The sequence below is a fragment of the Psychroserpens jangbogonensis genome, from assembly GCF_000797465.1.
Classification (GTDB): Bacteria; Bacteroidota; Bacteroidia; order Flavobacteriales; family Flavobacteriaceae; genus Psychroserpens; species Psychroserpens jangbogonensis.
On the sequence record NZ_JSWG01000015.1, the window covers coordinates 261,463 to 274,184 of the forward strand.

The 12,722-nt window shown below is 32.7% G+C and carries 12 protein-coding genes; 1 reads left to right on the forward strand and 11 read right to left on the reverse strand.

Going from position 1 to position 12,722, the window contains the following annotated elements; translation table 11 throughout:
• Window positions 1–51: 51 nt before the first annotated feature.
• The 6 genes from RH81_RS14935 to dnaA form a co-directional block, all read right to left on the reverse strand.
• Window positions 52–1,755, reverse strand: coding sequence for a sodium:solute symporter family protein (locus RH81_RS14935; protein ID WP_033961759.1), 1,704 nt, complete (start codon window positions 1,753–1,755; stop codon window positions 52–54).
• A 116-nt stretch (window positions 1,756–1,871) separates the two neighbouring features.
• A complete protein-coding gene (locus RH81_RS14940; protein WP_033961762.1) occupies window positions 1,872–4,376 on the reverse strand; it encodes a PIG-L family deacetylase in 2,505 nt (834 codons plus the stop codon).
• Window positions 4,377–4,459: 83 nt separating this feature from the next.
• Window positions 4,460–5,176 (reverse strand): SAM-dependent methyltransferase, encoded by a 717-nt coding sequence (locus RH81_RS14945; RefSeq protein ID WP_033961764.1) that lies wholly within the window; start codon window positions 5,174–5,176, stop codon window positions 4,460–4,462.
• A 2-nt stretch (window positions 5,177–5,178) separates the two neighbouring features.
• Window positions 5,179–6,579, reverse strand: a complete 1,401-nt coding sequence (locus tag RH81_RS14950) for a PQQ-dependent sugar dehydrogenase (RefSeq protein WP_033961767.1) — start codon at window positions 6,577–6,579, stop codon at window positions 5,179–5,181.
• A gap of 70 nt (window positions 6,580–6,649) precedes the next feature.
• Window positions 6,650–7,114, reverse strand: a complete 465-nt coding sequence (locus RH81_RS14955; protein WP_033961786.1) for a low molecular weight protein-tyrosine-phosphatase — start codon at window positions 7,112–7,114, stop codon at window positions 6,650–6,652.
• Window positions 7,115–7,123: 9 nt separating this feature from the next.
• Window positions 7,124–8,551, reverse strand: a complete 1,428-nt coding sequence (dnaA, locus tag RH81_RS14960; protein ID WP_033961793.1) for a chromosomal replication initiator protein DnaA — start codon at window positions 8,549–8,551, stop codon at window positions 7,124–7,126.
• Between the two features lie 191 nt (window positions 8,552–8,742).
• Here dnaA and RH81_RS14965 point away from each other — a divergent pair, with 191 nt between their 5' ends.
• On the forward strand, window positions 8,743–9,153 hold the full coding sequence (locus tag RH81_RS14965; protein WP_033961796.1) for an acyl-CoA thioesterase: 411 nt from the start codon (window positions 8,743–8,745) through the stop codon (window positions 9,151–9,153).
• On the opposite strand, the gene RH81_RS14970 is transcribed toward RH81_RS14965, so the two are convergent.
• From RH81_RS14970 to RH81_RS14990, 5 genes are read right to left on the reverse strand one after another with little or no spacing between them, the layout of a single operon-like run.
• Entirely contained in the window at window positions 9,150–9,770 is a 621-nt protein-coding gene (locus RH81_RS14970) for an IMPACT family protein (protein WP_033961800.1), read from the reverse strand. The genes RH81_RS14965 and RH81_RS14970 overlap by 4 nt on opposite strands.
• Window positions 9,771–10,634, reverse strand: coding sequence for an EamA family transporter (locus RH81_RS14975; protein WP_033961802.1), 864 nt, complete (start codon window positions 10,632–10,634; stop codon window positions 9,771–9,773).
• Entirely contained in the window at window positions 10,631–11,248 is a 618-nt protein-coding gene (locus RH81_RS14980) for an HAD family hydrolase (protein WP_033961803.1), read from the reverse strand. Before RH81_RS14980 ends, RH81_RS14975 begins: the two co-directional genes overlap by 4 nt.
• A complete protein-coding gene (gene ribD, locus RH81_RS14985; protein WP_033961804.1) occupies window positions 11,235–12,239 on the reverse strand; it encodes a bifunctional diaminohydroxyphosphoribosylaminopyrimidine deaminase/5-amino-6-(5-phosphoribosylamino)uracil reductase RibD in 1,005 nt (334 codons plus the stop codon). Before ribD ends, RH81_RS14980 begins: the two co-directional genes overlap by 14 nt.
• A complete protein-coding gene (locus RH81_RS14990) occupies window positions 12,240–12,695 on the reverse strand; it encodes an LEA type 2 family protein (RefSeq protein ID WP_052172585.1) in 456 nt (151 codons plus the stop codon).
• Window positions 12,696–12,722: the final 27 nt, after the last annotated feature.

Here is a 12,722-nt window from a genome sequence, read left to right on the forward strand (position 1 = left end):
AAAAAAAGACCTTTTGAATTTTCAAAAGGTCTTTTTTTATACTTTATATTTTTATGCTTCTGAATATATTTTGTTTCTAGTCATACCTTGAATCAAGCATGCGATGCTAATAACAATCACACAACCAACAAAGTTCAACCATAAGAAAGGCAGGTTGATAAATTCGTATTCATTAAGTAAGAATAGTCCAATTACAAGAACTTGTGTAATTAAAGCTGCTGTAAATACGGCATTACCTTTTACAAATTTAAAGAAGAAACCTAGTAAAAATATACCTAGAACGTTTCCGTAGAAGATAGAACCAATGATATTTACCAACTGAATTAAATTCTCGGCAAGATTTGCCACACATGCAACTCCAATAGCTATAATTCCCCAGCCTAAAGTAAACCATCTAGAAGCTGTTACCATTTCGGTGTCTGACTTTTCACCAGTATTCCTTTTATACAAGTCCATAGCGGTTGTACTTGCTAATGCATTTAGCTCACTAGATGTACTCGACATTGCAGCGCTTAAGATTACTGCCAAAAGCAAGCCTATTAGACCTCGAGGTAAGTTATTTAAGATGAAGTGAATAAATACGTAATCTTTATCGTTGCTTTCAACTTTTATGTTTTGTGCATCTCCAGCTTTTTCAATCAATGCTCTTGCATCTCCTCTAAGTTTATCATTTAAACTATTTAAGGCAGCAATTTCTGAAGAAACATCTTGATCATTTGAATTTACAAACGCATTAATTAGTGTTTGCTTATCCTCAAAAATTAAGGCTTGTTTATCTTGTATTGATTTGTATTCTTGAGCGTATTCAGAATTTAAAACAACTTCGGTTGCTGTTGGATTAAAATTAGCAGGAGCTTGGTTAAACTGGTAAAATACAAATACCATAACACCTACCAGTAAGATAAAGAATTGCATAGGAATTTTTAAAAGGCCATTGAATACTAATCCCAATTGCATTTCTTTTAAAGACTTTCCAGATAAATAACGTTGAACCTGACTTTGATCTGTTCCGAAGTAGGATAACATTAAGAATGTTCCACCTATAAGACCACTCCAAACAGTATAGCGATTATTTAGATTAAATGAAAAATCTAAAATTTCCATTTTGCCACTAGCGCCTGCAATATCAAGTGCTTTTGAAAATGTAATATCCGTTGGAAGTTTACTGATGATTAAAACAAAAGCAATAATCATACCTGTGAAAATCACTATCATTTGATGTTTTTGAGTCACATTTACGGCTTTTGTTCCGCCAGAAACAGTGTATATGATAACTAATACTCCAATGATAACATTGAGCAAAAGTAAATTCCATCCTAAAACAGCTGAAAGAATAATTGCAGGAGCAAAAATGGTAATACCTGCAGCTAATCCACGCTGAATTAAAAATAATATTGCTGTAAGAGTCCTGGTTTTTTTATCAAACCTACCCTCTAAAAACTCATAGGCTGTGTACACCTTTAATCTATGGTATAATGGAATAAATACCATACAAATAACGATCATCGCTATAGGTAGACCAAAATAGAATTGAACAAATCCCATTCCGTCATTAAACGCCTGACCTGGAGTTGAAAGAAATGTTATAGCACTTGCTTGAGTTGCCATAACAGATAAACCAATCGTCCACCACTTTGATGTATTACCACCTTTTAAGTAGTCTTTTACATTTTTACTACCTCGAGACTGATAGGTTCCATAAACGACAATAAGTAACAATGTACTAACAAGTACAATCCAATCTAATGTTTGCATTTTAAAAGGCTTTAGTTATGAAGTAAAATGCAATAACGTATATGATGTTAGCAACAAGTACAAGAGTGTACATGCGGTTCCATTTAAGCTTTTCCATTATTAGTGATTTATTTAGTTTAATTGATGTTGTTTTTTCCTAAAGACAGCATATTAGCAAAAAGCCTGTAAGCTCCAGAAACTCCTGCCGGAAATTCTCTAAAGAAGCTAAGACCAGTATATACATAATACCCTTTACCATGTTTGGCTACCAATAAGCTTCCTGATTTTGGTGATTCTCCCTCGTCATTCATTGATAGGATAGGAGTAAACTCATTTGCCCATTCATTTGGAAAATATAATCCACGTTCTTGAGTCCATCCATCAAAGTCTTTAGAAGTGATTTTATTTGGGTAGTTTAAGATTTCGTGATTTTCAGCAAGTAAAGTAACATCGGCATATTCATCAGTCACTCTATCTCTAGATAATTTTAAATCATATGGTGCAATAGCATCAACTTTTAGTCTACGATTGGTATTGTATTGAACAATCATATTTCCGCCTTGAGCAACATAATCAAATAGTATTTGTTGTTTGAATTTTAAATCTTCAACTGTATTATAGGCTCTAATACCAACTACTATAGCATCAAAACGATTTAGGTTATCCGCAGAAATATCTTCAGGTTTTATAATTGTTACGTTATATCCTATTTGTCTTAAGCTCTCTGGGACTACATCACCAGCACCTTCAATATATCCAATATTTTCACCACGCTTTTGAATGTCTAATCTTACAATTTTACTCTCACTTGGCAATAACACTGTTTGAAATGGAATATGATCATAATCGATCTCAATCAATTCTCGAGTATAAATTTGATTTCCAATATGAACCATAGGTGATAAAAGACCTTCGCTTTGTTCTTTTGGAGGAATAACGGTAAACGTTAAACGTTGTTCTTGACCTCTATTAGTAATGGATATTTTTTGTTTTTCAGGAAAAACACTCCAGTCTTTTGGATGTGCTAATTGCACATATCCTTCAAGGTTATCTCGTCCAGCTTTTACAATGACTTCAATTTCACGTTGTGCATCAGAATCTAAAATGATGACGCGTTCAGAAATCTTTGCTGAAGCTTCAGGTACGATTTCAAAAGGTTTGTAAACCTCTCCTTTAACAGGATCATTTGTTTTATAAACTATAGGTTTTGTGTACGAAATGTTTATGTTTTCAATATTTAGATTGAAAGTTAAATTTAAAGCTCTAGGCGTTTCAGGTTTTCCAATCAAGCTTTTGTCATTAACGGCATACATGCCTAAACTTCCTTTTTTTGTAAGCCAGTATGGTGTTGAAACTTCTTGATTGTTCTTAATATTAAGTGTTTCTTTAAAATCGTAATCTGTATTATTTTCCAATTTTAAATTTTTATCAATTTGAATCCCGTTAGGATTTATAATACTATTCAAAGTGATATTTGAGCTACTTCTGTTAATGATTTCCAGATTCAAATCTACGGTTGAACCAGCAGCTGTATGATTTGTACTTGCTGACGCTTCAAGATATAATCCAGCACATGCAGCTATTATATTTTTAATCTCATCATTTTTAATGGTCTTCCAATGTGTGTCTTTTATGTTCTGAATAGCTTTGTATGCTCTAACTAATTCTGGTATTGAAGCAGATGGATCATTAAAATTATAATTTTCTTGAACGGCATACAAAATATCTCCAATAGCTTTTCCGCCATCAATTCTATTCCAAGAAGTGTCAATACCTTCAAAAAGATTGTCTTTATTAGTGGGTAAATCACCTTTTATTAATTCAATATATTCGATTTGACTACCACGACTTCCTGTACTACCGAATCCTTGTGATTTGTGCTGACTTCTACTTAATGCTGCTATTTCAGGGTTGCTTAATCCACTGCTTGGGAAAAATACACCTGTGTCAACTTCTAATAAATTGGATTTATCTGCTTTTTCAAAATTTTCTCTACTTCCGTAGAACCACCATGAAGTGTTGAAAAATAGTCGTTGTGGTTGCCAAATATCAACTGAAGCTAATTGATTAGGATATGAGTTTTTATCACCAACTAAATCAAAGGCTTCAATACTTAACATAGCCGAACTTGTATGGTGACCATGAGTGGTACCAGGATTTCTATGATTAAATCGATTGATGATTACATCTGGTTTAAACTTCCGAATGGCTAAAACAACATCGCTTAGAACTTCCTCTTTATTCCAAATAGCAAGTGTTTCGTCCGGATGTTTTGAATAGCCAAAGTCGTTAGCTCTTGTGAATAGTTGTTCTCCACCATCAGTGCGTCTCGCAGCTAATAATTCTTGAGTTCTAATAACACCTAATAGTTCTCTGATTTCAGGACCAACTAAGTTTTGACCTCCATCTCCTCTTGTTAATGAAAGGTAAGCCGTTCTTGCTTTAACCTCATTAGACATATAGGAAATTAATCGTGTGTTTTCATCATCAGGATGTGCAGCAACATATAAAACAGAACCCAAAAAATTTAATTTTTTTATAGATTCAAAAATCTCCGAAGAAGATGGTTTTTTTGGTTGTTGAGCTAAAGTTAGTGATGAAGTAAAAAGTAATAATACAATAAAATGTAATTGTCTTCGCATAATTTATTAGTTGGCTAAAAACCAAATATAGCAAAGTAATCTAGGGTATTGTTTGTTTTAATGTTTCTTTAACTTAAAAGAAATTAGTCCTTATGAATTACAAAAATAGCAGGGCGCTTGTGTAAATCTATATTAACGTGTTTCCATTCTTTAACCGTTAAAGTTTTAATGTATTCTGTTGGTAAAGTGATGTCACAAGCAATGCAAACTCTTGTCTGAGGATGTAAAGCATTACAAATATCTTCAATAATTTTATTGTTTCTGTAAGGTGTTTCAATAAATAATTGTGTCTGATTTTGCTCGAACGATATGCGTTCCATTTTTTTTAGAGTCGCTTTTCGTTCGCTCTTATCAATTGGAATATAGCCATTAAATGCAAAACTCTGTCCATTCATTCCAGAACTCATCAAAGCCAAAACAATTGAAGAAGGTCCTACAAGTGGAACTACTTGGATGTTATTTTCATGTGCTAATTTTACAACTTCTGCTCCTGGATCTGCAATTCCTGGACAACCTGCTTCAGATAGGAGTCCCATTGATTTTCCGCTTTTACAAGTGTCAAGAAAATATTGAATTTCTTCAGGTTGTGAATACTTGTTTAAAATTTCAAATTTAAGTGTAGATTGTTGTTTTCTAGAGTCTACTTTTTTTATAAATCGTCTTGCTGTTTTTTCATTCTCAACAATATAGTCATCAACTAATTCAATTATTTTTTTTACTGAAATAGGCAGCACCTCTAAAGGAGGATTATCTCCAAGACGAGTTGGAATGAGGTAAAGTTTTCCGAAATCTGTATTCATTTCTAATTCACTACAAGTTTACGTGTATCCTTATTTCCATTTACATCTGAAATTTCAACTAGATAAATACCACTAGCCATATTCTTTGTAGATATAGATATGTTTTGATTTGTAAATCCAGAAACCGTTTTTATATTCTTACCTAGAATATTGTAAAATGCAATTGAATTGATTTGAATTGAACTTCCAGTTGCATCAAAATTCAGAATATAATCTGAAGGGTTTGGATACATTTTAACCGATTTAAAAGTCTCTTCTTCAACACTTAATAGTACATCAACAATTCTTGAAATAGCTCCTGAATCAAGTCCAACAGTATATAATTCACCATTAATATCTTCGGCAAAAGCAGAAAATCCTTCACCTATAAATCGATCTTCTATAGTAAGTTGAAATACATCTGGCGATGTTTCTCTCACAACACCAATTTCATCACTACAATAATCGGCAAAGAAATATAAGCCATTTAAACTAGATTGTTGTGTTCCTCTATATCTATAACCACCAGTAATAGAACATTTAAAAGGACTGCCACCATAAGTATATTCGGCTACAGGGAATGTTAGTGTATTCATAGCAGGACAGCTAGTTGTGTTAAATGTAGAATTACCTTCATAGCATCTCCATCCATAATTCTCACCACCAGGACTGGTAGCTGATACTCTATTTATTTCTTCTCTGCTGCTTTGTCCAACATCTGCAATCCATAGTTCTCCGTTGCTTCGATCAAAAGAAAATCTCCATGGATTTCTCAATCCATAAGACCATATTTCATCTAGAGCGGCAGAATTAGTCACAAAAGGATTATCAGGTGGAATACCATAATTTCCATTACTAGTTCCATCCACATCAATACGAAGCATTTTTCCTAATAACAAAGTTAGGTTTTGCGCTCTGTCTCCTGGATCACCAGCATTTCCGCCATCTCCTGTTGAGATATATAGGTAGCCATCATTTGGGCCAAAGTGCATATCACCACCATTGTGATTAATAAAAGGTTGAGATATAGTCATTAAAATAACTTCAGATCCTGAATCTGCAGTGTCTACTCCATTTCTCGTAAATCTTGAGATTACTGTGTCTCCAGAATTATTGATGTAATTGACATAAAAGAAACCATTGACAGAATAGTTAGGATGAAAAGCCATGGCTAATAATCCTTGTTCGCCACCAGTATTGATCACAAGTGAATTGATATCTAAATATGGTGTAGTATTCGTATTACCATTTGAATTTAAGATTTTAATTACTCCAGCTCGTTCAACCACAAAAAGTCTATCGTCTCCAGCGTGTTTTACATTTACAGGACTTGAGAATCCAGTAGCAAACGTCTCTAATTCAATGTCTTGGGAAAAGCTAAATGCATATAACATACACATAAAGTATAAGGTAATTTTTTTCATAGCTATGTAGTTTTAGGACTCAATTTTGTTAAAAATACGAAAAAACAAATAACTTGGTTGGAGAGAATTCCTATATATCAGAGTTTTGTAATTTTTTTGATAAAGTATTGCAGGCTTTTTCTAGGAGTTGAAAAACGTCTTGAAAACCAGATATACCTCCATAATAAGGGTCTGGAACATGCTTAATTTTAATGCTGTCTTCTAGTTCAAGAATACATCTCACCTTACCTATATCATCAGTGTTTCTCGCTAATGCTATGACATTTTGATAATTGGAGTCGTCCATGGTGTATATGTAGTCGAATGTATCAAAATCTGAGACCTTGAATTGTCTACCACGTTGGTTAGAAATGTCTATTCCATTAGATTTTGCAACATCAATAGAGCGATGATCTGGAGAATCACCAACATGATAGTTTGCAGTTCCTGCAGAATCTACATAAAATTGATCAGAATGTAGTTTTGATTCTAAAATACCATGTGCTAATGGTGATCGACAAATATTGCCCAAACAAACCATTAAAATACTAGTCATAGATGATACTTATAAAGAAAGTTTCTTAGATAGATCTTCAACGTACTTTCTAAATTGCTTGTCAGTAGATGATAAATTATCTACAGTTTTACAAGCGTGAAGAACAGTAGCGTGATCTCTCTTACCAATTTGAGATCCAATACTCGCTAATGAAGCTTTGGTGTATTTTTTAGCAAAAAACATAGCTAATTGTCTTGCTTGAACAATATGACGCTTTCTTGTTTTAGACTGAAGCGTACTTACATCCATTTGGAAATAATCAGAAACTACTTTTTGAATGTAATCGATTGATACTTCACGTTTGGTATTCTTAACGAATTTCTCAACAATTTCTTTAGCAAGGCTAACTGTAATTTCCTTTTTGTTGAAAGACGATTGTGCAATTAACGATATGATAGCGCCTTCAAGTTCACGAACATTAGTTTTAATGTGTTTCGCAACATATTCAATAATATCATCTGGCATTTCAACACCATCGCGATATAATTTGTTCTTTAAAATTGAAACTCTAGTTTCAAAATCTGGACTTTGAAGTTCTGCAGAAAGTCCCCATTTAAAACGAGATAATAATCGTTGCTCAATATCTTGCATATCAACTGGAGCTTTGTCACTAGTTAATATAACTTGCTTGCCGTTTTGGTGCAAGTGATTGAAAATATGGAAGAATACATCTTGTGTTCCAGATTTACCAGATAAGAACTGAACATCATCGATAATTAAAACATCGATAATTTGATAGAAGTGAATAAAATCATTTCTATTATTTTTCTTTACAGAGTCAATGTATTGTTGCGTAAACTTTTCAGCAGAAATATATAAAACGGTCTTTTCAGGATACTTGTCTTTGATATCAACACCAATAGCATGAGCTAAATGTGTTTTACCTAATCCAACACCACCAAAAATCAATAGCGGATTAAATGATGTGCCTCCAGGCTTGTTGGCAACAGCCAATCCTGCATTTCTCGCTAATCTGTTAGAATCACCTTCTAAGAAATTTTCGAAACTATAATTTGGATTAAGTTGAGATTCAATCTTAACATTTCTAATTCCAGGAATCACAAACGGATTCTTTAATTCTGGATTTTTATTATTAAGAGGAACATCTACATCTTGAGATTTCATTGCGCCTCTATTTGAACTTGGAATTTTTTCTGTAAACGGTTGTTTGTTACCATAGGTGTTTTCCATTTTGATAACATAAACCAATTTTGCTGTTTCACCTATCTGCTTTGTTAAAGCTACTTTAAGTATTTTTACGTAATGTTCTTCTAGCCATTCGTAGAAAAATTTACTAGGAACTTGAATGCTTAATGCATTATCGGAAAGCTTAACTGCTACTATTGGCTCAAACCATGTTTTATAGGCTTGAGGTTGAATATTGTCTTTTATAAAAGACAGACAGTTAGTCCAAACCGATTGCGCAGTTACATCCATTCTCTAAGGGTAGTTTTTAAGTTGATAGTTAGTTAGCAAAAAAAAGAGAAAACCGAGTTTCTCAGGGTTGATTTTTACATGACAAATATGTGAACAAATTTTTTAATAAAAAAATCAAAAGGTATTGATTTTCTAGAATTTTTTCCTCATGTTTAAATCGAGTCGAAATTACAAAAAAAATATCAATAACGATGACGAATCTTACTAAACCTGATGAAATCCAATTTAGAGTACGCTATGGAGAAACCGACCAAATGGGAGTCGTTTATCATGGTAATTATGCACAATATTTTGAAATGGGCAGAACTGAATGGTTACGAAAAATGGGTTTTTCCTATAAACAAATGGAAGAAGAAGGAATAATGTTGCCAGTGATTAACCTGTCTATAAATTACAAAAAGTCAGCGTTTTATGACGACCTCATTAAAGTAAAAACTAAACTTGTAAAAAAGCCGACAGCAAAAATTGAATTTGATTACGAAATTTTAAATGAAAATAATGAAGTTTTGACAACAGGAAATTCTGTTTTGGTATTTATGGATATTCATAAGAATCGACCTACAAGATGTCCTGAATATATTTTAGACCAACTGCAAATTTAATCGTTTAAAGTTTTGATTTCAATTTCATATAGACGATCAAACATTTCAAAAATAGTAGAAGCTTCTTTAAGTCTTACAGAAATAATAAGTTCACAACTTAATTCTAAAGTTTGACTAATGACATTTAGATTTTTTTCTTTTACTATTCTCATCACTTTATTCATGTTTTTGTAATCAAAAGTGATTGTGTATTCAATATTTATTGTTTTGGAAACTATTTTCGAAGCGTCTAATGCCATTTGTGCTCCTGTTCTATAAGCATTAATAAGTCCGCCTACTCCTAATTTGACACCTCCAAAATATCTAACGACTACAATTAAGATATTAGTCACCTCAAACGATTGTATTTGTCCGTAAATAGGCATTCCTGCACTATTATTAGGTTCGCCATCATCATTTGCTCTATAACTATAATCGTTTTCAGACTTTCCTAATTGATAAGCATAACACCAATGTCTTGCCTGGTGGTGCTGTTTCTTAAGATCTTCTATATGCAATTTAACGTCGCCTTCAGTAATAACAGGAAATGCATAACCATAAAACTTACTGTTTTTGTCTTTGAATAGCACTTCGGGAGACGCTTTGGTAATCGTTTTATAGATGTCTTTTTCTGTCATTTAAGACAAAGTTACTAATACAATTGAAACTACAGCCAATACGATACCGAACCAATTCGTTTTTGAGATGGATTCTTTGAAAACTAGAAGCCCTAAAAGTGTTGATACCATTACGATCGCTACATTGTTTACCGTGAACAAGGTAGAGCTTTCAAGGCTTTCATGATTAAGTGCTTTCAATAAATAATAAATAGAAAAGTAATTTACAATACCTAATATACTTCCTGCTACAACAGCTCTTAGTGGAAATTTATTTGGTTTTTTTATCGATTTATAAATAAGAATACTTGACCCAATAATAAATGCAAAAGCAAATATGGTTGCTGAAAATATAGGAATCCCATTTTCAGATACATACGTCGTTTCAAAATATTTTATAGAGGTATCTATAACACCTGAACCAAAAAACAATATAATAGGTAACACAAGTCCTTTGTTGAAATTGCTTGTTGTTTTCGGTCTTACTGAAGTTAGATATACAGCAATTAGAGCGAGTATAATTCCTATAATCTTTTGGGCACCAACACCTTCGTTGTAGACGTATACACCGAAAACTACAGGAATAATAACACTCATTTTAGATGCCACAGACACAACTGAAATCCCGTTACGTTGTGCTGTAAGCGCCATGACGTTAAATATAGCGATGAATAAAAAACCGAGTCCAATTGCACCATAAATCCATTCAGATTGTAAAACCTTAGTAACATTTAGAGGTTCGTCATAACTCCAAATCCCGAACAGACAAGCCGTAAAATAATTGACAACAATAGCTTGAAGCGTATTGATCTTGAATTTATCTAAGAGTTTAAAAATGATAAATATGAGTGTAGAAGCCGTTATGCTTAGCAGTAGATATATCAAAATAAGTCTTCTTTAATGGAGAATAGATCTATGATGTTTTCTTTCGTTTCATCAATGTTCCAAACATGAATGCCCAATTTGGAAGCAGTATCTGTATTGTCTTTAGTATCGTCTATAAACAAACACTCTTCTGCTTTTAGTTTGTTTTGGTTTAAAACGAAATTGTAAATATCATCATTCGGCTTTCTTAAATTGATTTCATGTGATAAATAAAATTTATCAAAACAGTCTTTAAACTCGGTATAAAAAGGAACCTGTTCTTGAACCCATTTAATATGTAAATCGTTCGTGTTACTTAATAATATGAGTTTATATTTATTTTCCAGTTTTAATTTCTGAAGGAATTTTAAACGTTCTTCAGGGAAATCTTTTAAAATGAAATTCCATGCATCAATGATATTATTCTTTGAAAGCTTTGGGAAATTATCAGTGTAGAACTCTATAAACTCTTCCGAAGAGATTAATCCTTGTTCATATAAGGTGTTGATTGCAATGAGGTCTTCTGGTAATTCATCCAATTCAAATAAAGTGAGCACATTTTGCACAGCACCTTCTTTGTCTAAATTGATGAATACATCACCAAAATCGAATATGATTGTTTTAATTGTTGACATATATTTTTAAAGAATCTTCTATAATGTTTTGTTCTGAAATTATTGCTCCTGAAAGCTTAGGCGCTTTTATGCCTGTTTTAAATATTGATGTTCCTGTAAAAATGCGAGCTTCATCCCAAAGGTTTTCATTTATAAAGGTTTGAAGTGTTTGTGCTCCTCCTTCTATAATAACTGAATTGATATTTTTTGAATGCAATACTCTACAAATTTCATGACCTAAAGGTTTGTTGAAATCTGCTTCTTTTTCAGAGATAATATGTGTTTCACTAATTGAATTGAATACTGAATGGTCCTTTGATAGTTTGTTTTGTCTATCAATAACAACCCTAATTGGATGTGCTCCAGTCCAATCTCTAACAGTTAGACTCGGATTGTCTTCTAAAACTGTATTCGTGCCAACTAAAATAGCTTGTTCTTCGACTCGCCATTTATGTACTAACTGCCTTGAAAATTCATTAGTAATCCAAACAGGTTCCGTTTTATCTTTAGTTGTTGGTGCAATGAAACCATCACTAGTTTCTGCCCATTTTAAAATAATATAAGGACGTTTCTTATTATGAAACGTAAAAAATCGCTTGTGGTGTATTTTACATTTTTCCTCTAAAACACCCACTGTAACGCTGCATCCAGCAGCCTTAAGCTTAGCAATTCCTTTTCCAGAAACTTCGGGATTATCATCAATGCAACCAATAACAACGTTTGGAATTTGATGAGTAATTATCAGATCTGAACAAGGTGGAGTTTTGCCAAAATGAGAACACGGTTCAAGTGTAACGTAAAGCGTAGCTTGATTTAGTAAATCTTTGTTTTCTACAGAATTAATAGCATTTACTTCTGCATGATTACCTCCATAAGAACTTGTGAAACCTTCTCCTATAATTTTATCATTATGAACAATAACAGCACCAACCATAGGGTTTGGAGCAGTAATGCCCAATCCGTTTTTTGCAATATCTATGCAGCGTTGTATGTAAGTCTCGTGGATGGTCAACTAAAATTTTATTTTAACATCTTCGGTTTCGTCAACAGCGTATGTATGAGAAAAACCTAGGACTTTATATTTAATATCACCTTTATATTGAACCTTTAGTTTTTTACTAAATATACTTCCTAATAAACCGCTCAAACTTTTATCGCTAAATAAACTATCTGTTGGAACATCGGCTCGTAACGGAATAGAAAATTCTTTTTTTGCTGGAACTTTAAAAGATTCAGTAGATACTGAAGCCATTTCATTTCCATTAACAATTACTTTTATGCCATCTGTTCTTAATTCTCCACCAATATCATTTGGATTCATAAATAAGGCATCAGCAGTAGGTGTGATTGTTTTACTTGTAGATTCTAAAACTTTAATGTTTTCAACACGTAAAAATTCAGGCTTTTCTTTAACAGAACAGGAAATGAAAGTGATGACAAGTGTTGATAAGATTATAAGCTTCTTCATATTAGTATTTTTAGATTTGTACTATCT

Bases quoted from the DNA above. Each gene is read 5' to 3' on its own strand.
- RH81_RS14955 (WP_033961786.1), bottom strand. From the start codon at position 7,114: ATGACTAGTATTTTAATGGTTTGTTTGGGCAATATTTGTCGATCACCA.
- dnaA (WP_033961793.1), bottom strand. From the start codon at position 8,551: ATGGATGTAACTGCGCAATCGGTTTGGACTAACTGTCTGTCTTTTATA.
- RH81_RS14980 (WP_033961803.1), bottom strand. From the start codon at position 11,248: ATGTCAACAATTAAAACAATCATATTCGATTTTGGTGATGTATTCATC.
- RH81_RS14950 (WP_033961767.1), bottom strand. From the start codon at position 6,579: ATGAAAAAAATTACCTTATACTTTATGTGTATGTTATATGCATTTAGC.
- RH81_RS14965 (WP_033961796.1), top strand. From the start codon at position 8,743: ATGACGAATCTTACTAAACCTGATGAAATCCAATTTAGAGTACGCTAT.
- RH81_RS14935 (WP_033961759.1), bottom strand. From the start codon at position 1,755: ATGCAAACATTAGATTGGATTGTACTTGTTAGTACATTGTTACTTATT.
- RH81_RS14990 (WP_052172585.1), bottom strand. From the start codon at position 12,695: ATGAAGAAGCTTATAATCTTATCAACACTTGTCATCACTTTCATTTCC.
- RH81_RS14940 (WP_033961762.1), bottom strand. From the start codon at position 4,376: ATGCGAAGACAATTACATTTTATTGTATTATTACTTTTTACTTCATCA.
- RH81_RS14970 (WP_033961800.1), bottom strand. From the start codon at position 9,770: ATGACAGAAAAAGACATCTATAAAACGATTACCAAAGCGTCTCCCGAA.
- RH81_RS14945 (WP_033961764.1), bottom strand. From the start codon at position 5,176: ATGAATACAGATTTCGGAAAACTTTACCTCATTCCAACTCGTCTTGGA.